The organism is Schlegelella aquatica (assembly GCF_026013905.1).
In the GTDB taxonomy this organism is placed as follows: domain Bacteria; phylum Pseudomonadota; class Gammaproteobacteria; order Burkholderiales; family Burkholderiaceae_C; genus Caldimonas; species Caldimonas aquatica.
This window is the reverse complement of the sequence record NZ_CP110257.1, coordinates 2190872-2205387: the sequence shown is the minus strand read 5'-3', so window position 1 is coordinate 2205387 and position 14516 is coordinate 2190872. Positions and strand designations below refer to the sequence as shown.

The window sequence follows — 14516 nt, the reverse complement described above, 5'->3', positions numbered from 1 at the left end:
CGAGCGCGTTCAAGGCAGAGGCACGGCCTCGATCATCGCCCGCACCTGCTCGGCGCGTCCCCGTCCGCTGCCGGCCGCAGGCACGAGCCGGTGCGCGACCGTTTGCGGCAGGATGGCCTGCACGTCGTCCGGCGCCACGTAGTCGCGGCGGTCGAGCAATGCCCGCGCCTTGGCGGCGCGCAGCACCGCGATGCCGGCACGCGGGCTCAGCCCCTCGACGAACCACTGGCCCGAGCGCGTGGCCGCGATCAGGTCCTGGAGGTAGTCCAGCAGGGCGTCCGATGCATGGACGGCGCGCACGGCCTGTTGTGCCTCCAGCAACTCGGCAGGCGTCATCACCGGCTGGAGCTGCTCGATCGCCGCGCGCCGATCGGAACCCGCGAGCAGCTGGCGCTCCGAGGCGCGGTCGGGGTAGCCGAGCGTGATGCACATGAGGAACCGGTCGAGCTGAGACTCGGGCAGCGGGTAGGTGCCGAGCTGGTCGTTCGGATTCTGGGTGGCGATCACGAAGAACGGCGAGGGCAGCGCCCGGGTCTCTCCCTCGACCGTCACCTGGTGCTCCTCCATGGCCTCCAACAAGGCGCTCTGCGTCTTCGGGCCCGCACGGTTGATCTCGTCGGCCAGGAGCACCTGCGTGAACACCGGCCCGGGGTGAAAGACGAAGGCCTCCTTGCCGCGCTCGTACACGCTCACCCCCACCAGGTCCGAGGGCATCAAGTCCGCGGTGAACTGCACCCGCGCGAAGCGCAGGCCGAGCGAGACGGCCAAGGCGTGCGCGAGGGTGGTCTTGCCCACGCCGGGGACGTCCTCGATCAGCAGGTGCCCGCCGGCCAGCAGGCAGGCGATGGAGTCCCGCACCTGGGCCTGTTTGCCGACGATGATCGTGTTAATCTGATCGAGCAGGCGCTGAAGCCGAGCATGCAAGGGCGTGGTCATGGCCGCGCACCTTAACCGAATCTTCAAGACCTCGACGGGGACAAACTTCACGATGGCCACCGGCTACTTCAGCCACCCCGACTGCCGACGGCACGACATGGGCCGCGGCCACCCCGAATGCCCCGAACGCCTCGACGCCATCCACGACCAGTTGCTCGCCAGCGGCGTTGACGTGGCCCTGGAGCACCGCGCAGCCCCCTTGGCGCAGGACCGGGATCTTCAGCTCGCTCACCACGCCGCCTACGTCGCCAACCTGAAGGACCTGATGCAGCAGGTCGCGGCCACCGGCGAGCGCCGCTCGGTCGACCCGGACACCGCCATCGGCCCCCATACGCTCGCCGCCGCCCTGCGCTCGGCCGGAGCCGCCGTGGCGGCGACCGATGCCGTGATCGACCGGGAGCTCGACAACGCCTTCTGCGCGGTGCGCCCGCCGGGGCACCACGCGACCCGGGACCGGGCGATGGGCTTTTGCTTCTTCAACAACGTCGCCGTCGCGGCGCGGCATGCGCTGGACGTGCGGCGACTCAAGCGCGTGGCCGTGGTGGACTTCGACGTGCATCACGGCAACGGCACCGAAGACATCCTCGCCGGCGACGACCGGGTGCTGATGGTCAGCTTCTTCCAGCATCCGTTCTACCCCTACAGCGGGGACGCCCCGGCTGCCGACAACATGGTCAACCTCCCCGTGCCGGCCTACACCCGCGGGATGGAGATCCGTGAGCTGATCGAGAGCATCTGGATTCCGCGCCTCGAGCGCTTCAAGCCGGAGATGATCTTCATCTCGGCGGGCTTCGACGGCCACCGCGAGGACGACATGGGGCAGCTGGGTCTGGTGGAGGCCGACTACGAGTGGATCACCCGCCGGATCAAGGACGTGGCCGAGCGGTACGCCAAGGGGCGCATCGTCTCGTGTCTCGAGGGCGGCTACAACCTCTTGGCGCTGGGCCGCAGCGTCACGGCGCACCTGCGCGTGCTGGCCGGGGTGTGAAGGGGTCGACGGCGCGGCGGTGCGGCGTGCCGACAGCGGCCGCGGCCGACGCTATCCTTTGAGCCCCTGACGCGCCAGGGCGGCTCGCGCCGCCGGATGCCTCCATGATGCCCACCACCGACTTCGAAGCGCTGCTGCGCGCCATCGCCCGCCCCTCGGCCCTCGTCGAACTCGCGGTAGTCCTGGCCTGCATCCTGCTGGCCTGGGGCGTCGTGCGGCTGCTCCGAGGGGCGCGGTCGGGGCACCACTCCGTGTGGTTCGGCCGCCGCATCTTCGACGGGGTGCTCTTTCCGGTGCTGGCGCTGGCTTTCGTTTTCGGCGCCAAGCTGGCCCTCGCCTCGGTGGTGCCCCCCGCCGTCTTCCGGCTCGCCATCCCGGTGCTGCTGTCGCTGGCCGTCATCCGGCTCAGCGTGCGGGTGCTGTCGGTCGCCTTTCCGGCCTCGGGCATGGTGCGCGCGGCCGAGCGCACCATCTCGTGGATGGCCTGGCTGGCGGTGGTGCTCTGGGTCACCGGGGTGCTGCCCGTGCTGATGGAGGAACTCGATCAGATCCGGTGGTCGTTCGGCAAGACGCAGGTGTCGCTGCGCAAGATCATCGAGGGGACGCTGTCGGCCGGTTTCGTGATGATGATCGCGCTGTGGGTCTCGTCCGCCGTCGAGGCCCGCCTGCTGAAAGGAGCGGTGGGCGAGCAACTCTCGCTGCGCAAGGCGGGCGCCAACCTGTTGCGCGCGGTGCTCTTGTTCGTGGGGCTGCTCGTCGCTCTGTCGGCCGTCGGCATCGACCTCACCGCCCTGTCGGTGCTCAGCGGCGCGCTGGGGGTGGGCATCGGCTTCGGCCTGCAGAAGCTCGCGGCCAACTACGTGAGCGGCTTCGTGATCCTGGCCGAGCGCTCGTTGCGCATCGGCGACTACGTGCGCGTGGACAACTTCGAGGGGTGGATCACCGACATCACGACCCGCTACACCGTCATCCGCGCGCCGAACGGGCGCGAGTCGATCGTCCCGAACGAGACCCTCATCACCACCCGCGTCGAGAACTGCTCGCTGGCCGACCGCCACGTGCTGCTCCAAAGCGTGGTGCAGGTGGCGTACGGCACCGACGTGGCGGCGCTGCGCGCCAAGGTGGTGGAGGTCGTCTCGGCGGTCGAACGGGTGATGAAGGACCCGGGGCCGTCGTGCCATCTCACCGGCTTCGCGGCGGACGGCCTGGAACTGACCGTGTACTTCTGGATCGCCGACCCGGAGAACGGCCAGGCCAACGTGCGCTCGGACGTCAACCTGGCGATCCTGAACCTGTTCGAGCGCGAGGGCGTCGAGATCCCGTACCCCCAACGGGTGCTGCGAGTGATCGGCGGCCCCGACGCTTCGGCGCAGGGCCCCGCGCGCCCGCAGGAGACGGCCGACACCCAGCGAGCGGCGGCCTGAAGACAGGGGCCGGGGAGGGCGGCTAGGGGGCCTCGGCGACAGGGCTTGGCCCCGAGGAGGCGAGGCCCCGCGAGGGCCTTGTATCTTCGCCCCCGGGGCGTACGCCCCACCCCCCACGGAAGTGACGGCCCGGCTCCGGGCGGCCGAGCGCCAGGCCTCAGACCGCCGCGACCGGGATCTTGCCGATCTTGGCCTGCCAGACTTTCGGGCCCTCGATGTGGGCGCTGGTGCCGCCTGCATCGACGGCCACCGTCACCGGCATGTCCTTGACCTCGAACTCGTAGATCGCTTCCATGCCGAGGTCCTCGAAGCCGACGACTTTGGCCGACTTGATCGCCTTCGAGACGAGGTAGGCCGCCCCGCCGACCGCCATCAGGTAGGCGCTCTGGTGCTTCTTGATCGCCTCGATGGCCACCGGGCCGCGCTCGGCCTTGCCGATCATCGCGATCAGGCCCGTCTGGGCCAGCATCATCTCGGTGAACTTGTCCATGCGCGTGGCGGTGGTGGGGCCGGCCGGGCCGACCACCTCGTCGCGCACCGGGTCCACCGGGCCGACGTAGTAGATGACGCGGTTGGTGAAGTCCACCGGCAGCTTCTCGCCACGGGCGAGCATGTCCTGGATGCGCTTGTGCGCGGCGTCGCGGCCGGTGAGCATCTTGCCGGACAAGAGCAGCGTCTCGCCTTGCTTCCAGCTCGCGACCTCTTCGCGTGTCAGCGTGTCCAGGTTGACGCGGCGGCTCTTGTTGTAGTCCGGCGCCCAGTTGACGTCGGGCCACAGGTCCAGGCTCGGCGGCTCGAGGTAGGCCGGGCCGGAGCCGTCCAGCACGAAGTGCGCATGGCGCGTGGCAGCGCAGTTCGGGATCATCGCCACCGGCTTGGAGGCCGCGTGGGTCGGGTACATCTTGATCTTGACGTCCAGCACCGTCGTCAGGCCCCCCAGGCCCTGGGCCCCGATGCCCAGCGCGTTGACCTTCTCGTACAGCTCCAGCCGCAGCTCCTCCAGCTTGTTGCGCGGGCCGCGCTGCTGGAGCTCGTACATGTCGATGTCCTCCATCAGCGCTTCCTTGGCCAGCAGCATCGCTTTTTCGGCGGTGCCACCGATGCCGATGCCCAGCATGCCGGGCGGGCACCAGCCGGCGCCCATTTGCGGCACCGTCTTGAGCACCCAGTCGACCAGGTTGTCGCTCGGGTTCATCATCACGAACTTGGACTTGTTCTCCGAGCCGCCGCCCTTGGCCGCGACGATGACGTCCACCTTGTCGCCCGGCACCACCTCCATGTGGATGACGGCGGGGGTGTTGTCCTTCGTGTTCTTGCGCTCGAACTGCGGGTCGTCGAGCACCGAGGCGCGCAGCTTGTTCTCGGGGTTCAGGTAGCCGCGCCGCACGCCCTCGTTGATCGCGTCGGCGATCGAGCCGGAAAAGCCCTCCCAGCGCACGTCCATGCCGATCTTGAGGAACACGTTGACGATGCCGGTGTCCTGGCAGATCGGGCGCTTGCCTTCGGCGCACATGCGCGAGTTGGTCAGGATCTGCGCGATGGCGTCCTTGGCGGCCGGCGACTCCTCGCGCTCATAGGCGCGGGCCAAGTGGGCGATGTAGTCGGCCGGGTGGTAGTAGGAGATGTACTGCAGGGCCGCGGCCACGCTTTCGACGAGGTCGTCGTATCGGATGGTGGTGCTCATGTGGGGACGGGGTACAGCCGTGGGTGAGTGGGGCAAGGCCGCGAGCGCAGCCGTCATGCGGCCGCCGGGCCAGCCGCAAGTGTACTGAAGAAGCCATCCGGTCTTGCCCGCAGACCGCACAGGGGGCGCGCAAGAGCCCGTCAAGAGCCCTTAGAGCGCGCTCGGTTGAATCGGGCGAAGGCGGGGCTGCTTCCTACAATGCCCGCTCGCCCGGCGATGCATTGCGGCTATGCCGCGGCCTTGCCGTCCCCCCCCCCCGCTTGTCCGCAGGAGCACGATGGGTCTGCTCAGCTCGATCGTCTGCCTGCCGCTGATCCTCGGCACGCTCGCCTGCACGTGGATCGGTGGCCGCAACACCCCCGCGCGCCGCCGCGCGGCGGCCGGCGCGGCCGCCGCCGTCACCCTGGCCGCCTTGGCGCTGCTCATCGTGCTCGGCGGCTCCGTCTTCGACGGGGAGGTGCGGGTCGAGCGCACGTCGTGGGTGCCCGCACTCGGGCTCAATCTCGGTTTCCGACTCGACGGACTGGCCCTCATGTTCGCCGGGCTGATCACGGCCATGGGGCTGCTCATCGTCGCCTACGCCGCGTTCTACCTGCACGAGGACGACCCGGCCGGCAAGTTCTACGGCTTGCTGATGCTCTTCATGGGCGCGATGCTGGGCATCGTGCTGGCCGACAACCTGCTCCTGCTCGTCGTGTTCTGGGAGCTGACCAGCATCTCGTCGTTCCTGCTGGTGGGGTACTGGGGGCACCGGGAGGACGCGCGTGCGGGCGCGCGCACGGCGCTCACCGTCACCGGCGGCGGGGGGCTGGCGCTGCTGGCGGGCGTGGTGCTCCTCGGGCAGATCGCCGGCACCTACGAGCTGTCCGAGTTGCTCGAGCGCGGCGAGGCCGTGCGGGCCGACCCGCGGTTCGGGGGGGCGCTCGTGCTGATCCTGCTCGGCTGCTTCACCAAGAGTGCGCAGTGGCCGTTTCACTTCTGGTTGCCCGAAGCGATGGCGGCGCCCACGCCCGTGTCGGCCTATCTGCACTCGGCCACGATGGTGAAGGCGGGCCTCTTTCTGCTCGCGCGGCTGTACCCGGTGCTGGGCCCCAGCCCGGCCTTCGAACTGATCGTGGGCAGCGTCGGCCTGCTGACGATGACGCTCGCCGCCTTCATCGCCATCTTCCGCCATGACCTCAAGGGCCTGCTGGCGTACTCGACCATCAGCCACCTGGGGCTCATCACCTTCCTGATCGGTCTCGCCTCGCCGATGTCGGCAGTCGCGGCGGTGTTCCACATCCTCAACCATGCGAGCTTCAAGGCGGCGCTGTTCATGGCTGCGGGCATCGTCGACCACGAGACCGGTACGCGCGACATGCGCCGGCTCGGCGGGTTGATGCGGCTGATGCCCTGGATCGGCACGATCGGGCTGCTCGGGGCCGCGGCGATGGCCGGCGTGCCGCTCTTCAACGGCTTCGTGAGCAAGGAGATGATGCTGGACCAAGCGGTGCAGTCGCGCCTGTGGGGCACCCTCAGCTGGGCCGTGCCGCTGCTGGCGACCCTGGCCAGCCTGTTTTCGGTCGCCTACTCGCTGCGCTTCGCGCACGACACGTTCTTCAACGGCCCGCCGCGCGATCTGCCTCACCCCCGCCCCCACGAGCCGCCATTGGGCATGAAGCTGCCAGCCCTCCTGTTGATCGCGATCTCCATCGCGGTGGGCCTGCTGCCTGCGATGATCGCCGGGCCCCTGGTGGAGGTGGCGGCGAGCGCCGTGCTCGGTGCACCCGCGCCGCAGCATCACCTGGCTCTCTGGCACGGGCTCGGCTGGCCGCTGCTCATGAGCGGCATCGCGCTGGCGGGCGGGGCGCTGCTGTACATGGGGCTGCAGCAGCGGGGCGGACTGCATCGCTACACCACGAAGGCCTGGGGCGGCAAGACCGTGTTCACGGCACTGGTCGAGGGCTTGTTCCGCGGCGCAGGGCGACTGACGGCGGCGCTCGAGAACGGTTCGCTGCAGCGCTACGTCGCCTGGATGCTCGCGGCCGCCCTCGTGCTGGGCGCCTGGCCCCTATGGCAACCCGGGGCGGAGGGCCTGGCCGCGGGCGATCGCCCCTTGCTGCCCGCCCCGCCGCTGGCGGTTGCCGTGTGGCTGGCCCTGGTCGTGGCCGGTGCGGCCCTGGTCGTGATGCACCGCCAGCGCTTCCTGGCGGTCGTGCTGGCCGGCGCGGTCGGCCTGGTGGCGTCGCTCGCCTTCTTGTCGCTCTCCGCGCCGGACCTGGCCATGACGCAGCTCTCGGTGGACGTGGTGTCCACGGTGCTGCTGCTCATGGGGCTGGCCCTGCTGCCGCAGACGTCTCCTCGCGAGTCGCCCGCCTGGCGTCGGGGGCGCGATGCGCTCGTCGCGCTGCTGGGCGGAGGCGCAGTGAGCTGGGTCACGTGGCTGATGCTCACCCGCGACCATGACTCGATCTCCTGGTACTTCCTGGAGCAATCGGTGCCCGGCGGTGGCGGCACCAATGCCGTCAACGTCATCCTGGTGGACTTTCGAGGCTACGACACCTTCGGCGAGATCACCGTGCTCGGCATCGCGGCGATCGGTGTGTTGGCGCTGATGGAAGGCTTGCGCGTGCGCCGCCCGGCCCTCGACCCGCGGGGGCGCCCCTGGAGCTTCAGGGCCGAGCCGGTGATGCTGCGGGTGGTGGCACGACTGGTGCTGCCGATCGCGCTCGTGCTCAGCGCCTACATCTTCTGGCGCGGGCACAACCTGCCGGGCGGCGGGTTCATCGCGGGCCTCGTCACGGCGGTGGCGCTGGTGCTGCAGTACATGGCCGTGGGCCAGGGATGGGCCGACACGCTGTTGCATGCCGGCGGCGGTCGCCGCTTCGTGCGCTGGATCGGCGCCGGGCTCGGTCTCGCTGCCCTCACCGGGCTCGGGTCCTTCGTCTTCGGTCAACCCTTCCTGACCAGCGCGCACGGCCACCCGAGTGTGCCGGTCCTCGGCGAGTTGCCGCTCGCCAGCGCGGCCTTGTTCGATCTGGGCGTCTATGTCACGGTCGTGGGGTCGACACTGCTCACCTTGTCCGTCTTGGCGGGCGCCAGCAAGGAGCCGGCCGCCACCCCGAGGAGCCCCGCACCATGAGCATGGAGTTTCTCGTGGCCACCGGCATCGGCTGGGTCACGGCGTGCGCCATCTACCTGATGCTGAGGGGCCGCAGCTTTCCAGTGGTCCTCGGTCTGACGCTCCTCGGCTACGCCGTCAACGTGTTCATCTTCGCCATGGGCCGGCTGTGGAGCGCCGCGCCGCCCGTCCTGCTGTCCGACGCTGCGGTGGCCGACCCGCTGCCGCAGGCGCTCGTCCTCACTGCCATCGTCATCGGTTTTGCCACCACCGGCTTCGTGATCGAGCTGGCGCTGCGCAGCCGGCACGACAACCGCACCGATCACGTCGATGGCACCCACCGGCAGGCCGAGCGCGACGAGGCACACCAGGACGAGGCGTCCATCGGGGGGCACCGGCGATGAGCTTCTTCGACCACCTCCCCGTCCTGACGGTGCTCCTGCCGGCGCTCAGCGCCGTGCTGCTGCTCCTGCTGGGCGACCAGGGCGCCGACGTCCACGGCGGCCACGCGCACCCGAAGTTGCTGTGGGCGCGCCGCATCGGCCTCGTCAGTACGGCGCTGGGTCTCGTGCTGGCCGTGCTCCTGGCTCTCGGGGCGGCCGACGGTGACCTGAGGGTCTACCGGCTGGGGGCTTGGCCGGCGCCCTACGGCATCGCGCTGGTGGTGGACCGCCTGAGCGCCTCGATGCTGCTGCTCACCTCCGTGATCGCGCTGGCCGCCCTGTGGTATGCGGCCGGCGGCTGGGACGCGCACGGCCGTTACTTCCACGCGATCTTCCAGTTCCAGCTGATGGGCCTGAACGGCGCCTTCGTGACGGGCGATCTGTTCAACTTGTTCGTGTTCTTCGAGGTGCTGTTGATCGCCTCCTACGTGCTGACGGTGCACGGGCAGGGCGGGCCACGCCTGCGGGTGGGCCTGCAGTACGTGGTGCTCAACCTCCTGGCCTCGGCGCTCTTCCTGATCGGGGTGGCCCTCATCTACGCCCAGACCGGCACACTCAACTTCGCGGACCTGGCACTGCGCGTCGCGCAGGTCCCGGCGCCGGAGGCCGCGGTGCTGCAAGCCGCGGCGCTGGTGCTGCTGGTCGTCTTCGGCTTCAAGGCGGCGATGATGCCCCTCTCTCTGTGGCTGCCCGCCACTTATGCCGCCGCCAGCGCGCCCGTGGCGGCGCTCTTTGCCGTGATGACCAAGGTCGGCATCTACGCGATCGTGCGCGTCCACGGCGTGATCTTCGGCGAGGGGGCCGGCGACTCCGCGTTCGTGGCCCGGGATGTCCTGCTGCCGCTCGCGCTGGCCACGGGCGTCGTCGGCGTGGTCGGTGTGCTGGCCGCGCGCACCTTGCCGCGCCTGGTCGCCTGGCTGAACGTGGCGTCGATCGGCACCGTGCTCGCCGCGGTGGGGCTCTACTCGCCGCTCGCGTGGTCGGCCGCGATCTTCTACATGCTCAACAGCAGCCTGGTGATCGCCGGGCTCTTCCTGCTGTCGGAGCTGGTGGCCGCGCAGCGCGGCGACGTGGCCGACCGCCTGGTGCCGGCGTTGCCGGTCGCGCAGCCGGCCTTGCTCGGACTGATGCTGCTGCTCGCCTCGGCCTCGACGGCCGGGCTGCCGCCGTTGCCCGGCTTCATCGGCAAGCTGATGATCCTCGAAGCCTCGCTGTCTCATTCGTGGCAAGCCGGGGTGTGGAGCGTCGTGTTGGGCGTGGGGTTCCTGACCATCATCGGGCTGGCGCGCGCGGGCAGCATCCTGTTCTGGCAGGTTCGCCCGGGGCCGCAGGTGGGCCTGCGGGCCGGTGCGAGTCCCAAGCTCCTGGCCGCCACCTGGACGCTGCTGCTCGCAAGCGTGGCGATGAGCGTGCTGGCCGCGCCGATCGAGCGCTACACCCGGGCGGCCGCCGAGCAGCTCGGCGATCGCGTCGCCTACGCCCGGGCGGTGCTGGGCGAGGGCGCCCGGCCGTCCGGCACCGTTCGGCCCTACGACGGCCGGGGCGCGCGCCCACCCATGCGCAAGGAGGGCCCCGAATGACGAGCCGCCACACCCCCCCGCCGGCGGAGCGCCGCTGGCTGGCCCACCCGTCGCTGTCGGTGCTGCTGGCGGCGGTCTGGCTGCTGCTGCAGCAGAGCCTGCACGTCTCGCAACTGCTCGCCGCCGCACTGTTCGGTCTCGTCGTGCCGGGGCTGGTGCACCGTTTCTTGGGCCCGAGCGTGCGGGTGCGCCGGCTCGACCGGGCCCTCCAGTTCGGGGTCCTGGTGCTGTGGGACATCGTCGTGTCCAACCTCGTCGTCGCCCGCCTCGTGCTGAGCCCCGGGTCGAACCCCCATCCCGCCTGGGTGAGGGTCCCCCTGCGGCTTCAGCATCCCGCGGCCATGACGCTGCTGGCCTCGGTCATCACGATGACGCCGGGCACGGTGTCTTGCGTGGTGGACGAGCACCGGCGCGAAATCCTCGTGCACGCCCTCGACTGCCGCGATGCCGAGGCGCTGGCGCGGCAGATCGCCGATCGCTATGAGCGGCTCTTGCTGGAGATCTTCGAATGAACCTGCCGCTGGTGGAGTGGGCGCTGAACTTCGCTTTTGCCTGCCTGGGCCTGGCCCTGGTGCTGTGCTCGGTGCGCCTGCTGCGCGGCCCCCACGCGACGGACCGCGTGCTGGCACTGGACACCATGTACATCAACGTCGTGGCGCTGGTGATCCTTTACGGCATCCGCTTCGACACGCACATCTACTTCGAGGCCGCGCTGATCGTCGCCCTTCTGGGGTTCGTGTCGACCGTGGCGCTGGCGCGCTATCTGAGCCGCGGCGACGTGATGGAGTGAGCCCATGTTCGAGAGTTTGCAACCCTGGGCCCAGGTGGCGATCGCCGCCATGCTCGTCGTCGGCGGCGTCTTCGCGCTGGTCGGCGCGATCGGCATGCTGCGGTTTCCGGACTTCTACATGCGCCTGCATGCGCCCACCAAGGCCACCACGCTCGGCGTGGGCGGCGTGCTCATGGCCAGCATGCTGGTCAACTGGGCGCAGGGCGAGTTCGGCCTGCACGAGCTTCTGATCACGCTGTTCCTGTTCGTGACCGCTCCGGTGTCGGCCAACCTGCTCGCGCAGGCGGCGCTGCACCTGCGCGTCCCGGCGAAGGCCCCGCCTCCCGCCGACCAGCCCCGGCCCTGAGGCCCGGCGCCCGGCCGCCCGAAGCCGGGCCGTGCCCACCTCGCGGCAAGCATGCCGCTCGGATTCGCCAGGCACGCGGCCGTGCGCAGGCACGCCCGCGTGTCCAAGCTCATCCCCCTCGGGGGGTAGGGCGCAAGCCCCGGGGGCAAAGATATGTGCCCGGCGCCCGGCCGCCCGAAGCCGGGCCGTGCCCACCTCGCGGCAAGCATGCCGCTCGGATTCGCCAGGCACGCGGCCGTGCGCAGGCACGCCCGCGTGTCCAGGCTCATCCCCCTCGGGGGGGGGCGCACGCCCCCGGGGGCGCTCAATGCGTGTCGGTGGCCAGCAAGCGGTCGGTGAATGCGATGGCGATGGCCGACAGCAGGAAGGCGAGGTGGATGATCGTCTGCCACATCAGCACCTGCGTCTCGGTGTTGCCGGCATTGATGAAGGTCTTGAGCAGGTGGATCGACGAGATGCCGATGATGGCTGTGGCCAGCTTGACCTTCAGCACCGAGGCGTTCACGTGGTTCAACCACTCCGGCTGGTCCGGGTGGCCTTCGAGGTTCATGCGTGAGACGAAGGTTTCGTAGCCGCCCACGATGACCATGATGAGCAGGTTCGAGATCATCACCACGTCGATGAGGGCCAGCACCACCAGCATGATGATGGTCTCGTTCAACCCCGTGATTTCGAAGTCGGCCTTGTAGCCGATGCTGTGCACCAGCTTGTCCAGGGCGGCCTGGCTGCCCCAGGCGGCCTCCAACAGGTGGATCAGTTCGACCCAGAAGTGGTAGACGTAGATCCCCTGGGCCACGATGAGGCCCAGGTACAGCGGCAATTGCAGCCAGCGGCTGGCGAAGATCAGGTTGGGCAGAGGGCGCAGACGCGCGGCGCGCTCTTCGGTCGGGGTACGGCTCATGGACCGATCAGGGATAGTACGGATTTCGCGCATTCTAGTGGGGGCCCCATCTTTCAAAGCTTGGCGCGGCAGAGTAAGCCGTTCGTAAGAGCCTCGCCCTAACGTACTCACCCGCACCGACGGGGCATCGCGCGCCCCGCGACAAACGCCAGAAGGAGACATCCATGTCCAGCGCCGAGCACACCACCAAGGTCTATCCCCCGCCTGCGTCGATCGTGCAGGGGGCCCACGTGTCGGGGATGGAGGCGTACCGGAAGCTGTGCGCCGAGGCCGAGGCCGACTACGAAGGCTACTGGGCCCGCCTCGCGCGCGAGTTCGTCGTCTGGAAGAAGCCCTTCACCAAGGTGCTGAACGCGAGCGACGCGCCGTTCTACAAGTGGTTCGAGGACGGCACGCTGAACGTGTCCTACAACTGCCTCGACCGCAACGTGGAGGAGGGGCGCGGCGACAAGGTCGCGATCATCTTCGAGGCCGACGACGGCCAGGTCACGCGCGTGACCTACCGCGAATTGCTCGAGAAGACCTGCCGCATGGCCAATGGCTTGCGTGAGCTGGGCGTCAAGAAGGGCGACCGCGTGGTGATCTACATGCCGATGTCGGTCGAAGGCGTCGTGGCCATGCAGGCCTGCGCGCGCATAGGTGCCACGCACTCCGTCGTCTTCGGCGGCTTTTCGGCCCAGTCGCTGCGCGACCGCATCGAGGACGCGGGCGCGGTGATGGTCATCACGGCCGACGAGCAGATGCGCGGCGGCAAGCAACTGCCCCTCAAGGCCATCGTCGATGAGGCCATCGGCCTGGGCGGCTGCGACAGCGTGCGCCACGTCGTCGTCTACCGGCGCACCGGCGGCCAGATCGCCTGGACGTCGCGCGATCGCTGGCTGCACGAACTGGTCGACAAGCAGCCTTCCACCTGCGAGCCCGAGTGGGTCGAGGCCGAGCATCCGCTGTTCCTGCTCTACACCTCCGGCTCCACCGGCAAACCGAAGGGGGTGCAGCATTCCTCCGGCGGCTACCTGCTGCACGCCACGCTCACCACCAAGTGGACGTTCGACCTCAAGCCCGACGACGTCTTCTGGTGCACGGCCGACATCGGCTGGGTCACCGGCCACACCTACATCACCTACGGGCCCCTGGCCAACGGCGCGACCGAGATCGTGTTCGAGGGCGTGCCCACCTACCCGGACGCCGGCCGCTTCTGGAAGATGATCCAGCAGCACAAGGCGACGATCTTCTACACCGCGCCGACGGCCATCCGCTCGCTCATCAAGGCGGCCGAGGCCAACCCGTCCACCCATCCGCGCCACTACGACCTCGGCTCGCTGCGCATCCTCGGCTCGGTCGGCGAGCCGATCAACCCGGCCGCATGGGAGTGGTACCACGAGCATGTGGGCGGCGGCCGCTGCCCCATCGTCGACACCTGGTGGCAGACCGAGACCGGCGGCCACATGATCACGCCGCTGCCCGGAGCCACGCCGCTGGTGCCCGGCTCCTGCACGCTGCCGTTCCCCGGCATCATGGCGGCGATCGTCGACGAGACGGGCCAGGACGTGCCCAACGGACATGGCGGCATCCTGGTCATCAAGAAGCCCTGGCCGAGCATGATCCGCACCATCTGGGGCGACCCGGAGCGCTTCAAGAAGAGCTACTACCCGGCGGAGCTCAAGGGCTACTACCTGGCCGGCGACGGTGCGAGCCGCGACGCCGAGCGCGGCTACTTCACGATCACCGGGCGCATCGACGATGTGCTCAACGTCAGCGGCCACCGTATGGGCACGATGGAGATCGAATCGGCCCTCGTCTCGCACACCGAGCTGGTCGCCGAGGCGGCCGTCGTGGGGCGCCCGGACGAGACCACGGGCGAGGCCATCGTCGCCTTCGTCGTGCTCAAGCGCCCCCGCCCGACCGGCGAGGAGGCCAAGCAGATCGCCAACGAGCTGCGCAACTGGGTCGCCAAGGAGATCGGCCCCATCGCCAAGCCCAAGGACATCCGCTTCGGCGACAACCTGCCCAAGACGCGTTCGGGCAAGATCATGCGCCGCCTGCTGCGCTCCATCGCCAAGGGCGAAGCCATCACCCAAGACACGAGCACCCTGGAGAACCCCGCGATCCTCGAGCAGTTGGCGCAGACCAACTGATCGAGGCGGCGCGCAAGCGCCGGCCCGCGCAGCGGGTACGCGGGGGGCGGGGCGCGCTCATATCGCAAGGCGATGTGAGCGCGCACCAGAATCCCTGGCTCGAGCAGTTGGCGCAGACCCACTGATCGAGGCGGCGCGCAAGCGCCGGCCCGCGCAGCGGGTGTATCGCTTCTTCCTGCGGCCCGGCAT

The 14516-nt window shown here is 69.6% G+C and carries 12 protein-coding genes; 9 read left to right on the top strand and 3 right to left on the bottom strand.

What is annotated here, in order from left to right; all coding sequences use genetic code 11:
• Positions 1 to 9 precede the first annotated feature (9 nt).
• Positions 10 to 936 carry an AAA family ATPase gene (locus tag OMP39_RS09985; protein WP_264891577.1) on the bottom strand — a complete coding sequence of 309 codons (927 nt, stop codon included), beginning with the start codon at positions 934 to 936 and terminating at the stop codon, positions 10 to 12.
• Positions 937 to 988: 52 nt separating this feature from the next.
• Between OMP39_RS09985 and OMP39_RS09980 the strand changes: the two genes are divergently transcribed.
• Together OMP39_RS09980 and OMP39_RS09975 are read left to right on the top strand one after the other, a co-directional pair.
• Positions 989 to 1924, top strand: a complete 936-nt coding sequence (locus OMP39_RS09980; protein ID WP_264894526.1) for a histone deacetylase family protein — start codon at positions 989 to 991, stop codon at positions 1922 to 1924.
• A gap of 104 nt (positions 1925 to 2028) precedes the next feature.
• On the top strand, positions 2029 to 3348 hold the full coding sequence (locus tag OMP39_RS09975; RefSeq protein WP_264891576.1) for a mechanosensitive ion channel family protein: 1320 nt from the start codon (positions 2029 to 2031) through the stop codon (positions 3346 to 3348).
• Between the two features lie 157 nt (positions 3349 to 3505).
• Here the strand turns inward: OMP39_RS09975 and OMP39_RS09970 are convergent, their stop codons facing one another.
• The gene (locus OMP39_RS09970; protein WP_264891575.1) at positions 3506 to 5032 is read right to left on the bottom strand and encodes a fumarate hydratase; all 1527 of its coding nucleotides are present in this window, start codon (positions 5030 to 5032) and stop codon (positions 3506 to 3508) included.
• A 277-nt stretch (positions 5033 to 5309) separates the two neighbouring features.
• Here OMP39_RS09970 and OMP39_RS09965 point away from each other — a divergent pair, with 277 nt between their 5' ends.
• The 6 genes from OMP39_RS09965 to OMP39_RS09940 are packed head-to-tail and all read left to right on the top strand — an operon-like array spanning position 5310 to position 11291.
• Positions 5310 to 8153: a monovalent cation/H+ antiporter subunit A gene (locus tag OMP39_RS09965; RefSeq protein WP_264891574.1), complete on the top strand. Its 2844-nt coding sequence runs from the start codon at positions 5310 to 5312 to the stop codon at positions 8151 to 8153.
• On the top strand, positions 8150 to 8536 hold the full coding sequence (locus OMP39_RS09960) for a Na+/H+ antiporter subunit C (protein ID WP_264891573.1): 387 nt from the start codon (positions 8150 to 8152) through the stop codon (positions 8534 to 8536). The genes OMP39_RS09965 and OMP39_RS09960 overlap by 4 nt, the downstream gene beginning before the upstream one ends.
• Positions 8533 to 10155 carry a monovalent cation/H+ antiporter subunit D gene (locus OMP39_RS09955; protein WP_264891572.1) on the top strand — a complete coding sequence of 541 codons (1623 nt, stop codon included), beginning with the start codon at positions 8533 to 8535 and terminating at the stop codon, positions 10153 to 10155. The genes OMP39_RS09960 and OMP39_RS09955 overlap by 4 nt, the downstream gene beginning before the upstream one ends.
• Positions 10152 to 10667, top strand: coding sequence for a Na+/H+ antiporter subunit E (locus OMP39_RS09950; protein ID WP_264891571.1), 516 nt, complete (start codon positions 10152 to 10154; stop codon positions 10665 to 10667). The genes OMP39_RS09955 and OMP39_RS09950 overlap by 4 nt, the downstream gene beginning before the upstream one ends.
• The gene (locus tag OMP39_RS09945) at positions 10664 to 10945 is read left to right on the top strand and encodes a K+/H+ antiporter subunit F (RefSeq protein WP_264891570.1); all 282 of its coding nucleotides are present in this window, start codon (positions 10664 to 10666) and stop codon (positions 10943 to 10945) included. The genes OMP39_RS09950 and OMP39_RS09945 overlap by 4 nt, the downstream gene beginning before the upstream one ends.
• 4 nt (positions 10946 to 10949) lie before the next feature.
• Complete coding sequence (locus OMP39_RS09940) at positions 10950 to 11291, top strand: Na+/H+ antiporter subunit G (RefSeq protein ID WP_264891569.1); 342 nt, start codon at positions 10950 to 10952, stop codon at positions 11289 to 11291.
• Between the two features lie 304 nt (positions 11292 to 11595).
• Here the strand turns inward: OMP39_RS09940 and OMP39_RS09935 are convergent, their stop codons facing one another.
• Entirely contained in the window at positions 11596 to 12192 is a 597-nt protein-coding gene (locus OMP39_RS09935; RefSeq protein ID WP_264891568.1) for a TIGR00645 family protein, read from the bottom strand.
• A 164-nt stretch (positions 12193 to 12356) separates the two neighbouring features.
• On the opposite strand from OMP39_RS09935, the gene acs reads away from it, so the two are divergent.
• A complete protein-coding gene (gene acs, locus OMP39_RS09930) occupies positions 12357 to 14327 on the top strand; it encodes an acetate--CoA ligase (RefSeq protein ID WP_264891567.1) in 1971 nt (656 codons plus the stop codon).
• Positions 14328 to 14516 lie beyond the last annotated feature (189 nt).

Excerpts from the sequence above, each read along its gene's own strand:
- OMP39_RS09985 (WP_264891577.1), bottom strand. The coding sequence starts at position 936 with ATGACCACGCCCTTGCATGCTCGGCTTCAGCGCCTGCTCGATCAGATT.
- OMP39_RS09980 (WP_264894526.1), top strand. The coding sequence starts at position 989 with ATGGCCACCGGCTACTTCAGCCACCCCGACTGCCGACGGCACGACATG.
- OMP39_RS09975 (WP_264891576.1), top strand. The coding sequence starts at position 2,029 with ATGATGCCCACCACCGACTTCGAAGCGCTGCTGCGCGCCATCGCCCGC.
- OMP39_RS09970 (WP_264891575.1), bottom strand. The coding sequence starts at position 5,032 with ATGAGCACCACCATCCGATACGACGACCTCGTCGAAAGCGTGGCCGCG.
- OMP39_RS09965 (WP_264891574.1), top strand. The coding sequence starts at position 5,310 with ATGGGTCTGCTCAGCTCGATCGTCTGCCTGCCGCTGATCCTCGGCACG.
- OMP39_RS09960 (WP_264891573.1), top strand. The coding sequence starts at position 8,150 with ATGAGCATGGAGTTTCTCGTGGCCACCGGCATCGGCTGGGTCACGGCG.
- OMP39_RS09955 (WP_264891572.1), top strand. The coding sequence starts at position 8,533 with ATGAGCTTCTTCGACCACCTCCCCGTCCTGACGGTGCTCCTGCCGGCG.
- OMP39_RS09950 (WP_264891571.1), top strand. The coding sequence starts at position 10,152 with ATGACGAGCCGCCACACCCCCCCGCCGGCGGAGCGCCGCTGGCTGGCC.
- OMP39_RS09945 (WP_264891570.1), top strand. The coding sequence starts at position 10,664 with ATGAACCTGCCGCTGGTGGAGTGGGCGCTGAACTTCGCTTTTGCCTGC.
- OMP39_RS09940 (WP_264891569.1), top strand. The coding sequence starts at position 10,950 with ATGTTCGAGAGTTTGCAACCCTGGGCCCAGGTGGCGATCGCCGCCATG.
- OMP39_RS09935 (WP_264891568.1), bottom strand. The coding sequence starts at position 12,192 with ATGAGCCGTACCCCGACCGAAGAGCGCGCCGCGCGTCTGCGCCCTCTG.
- acs (WP_264891567.1), top strand. The coding sequence starts at position 12,357 with ATGTCCAGCGCCGAGCACACCACCAAGGTCTATCCCCCGCCTGCGTCG.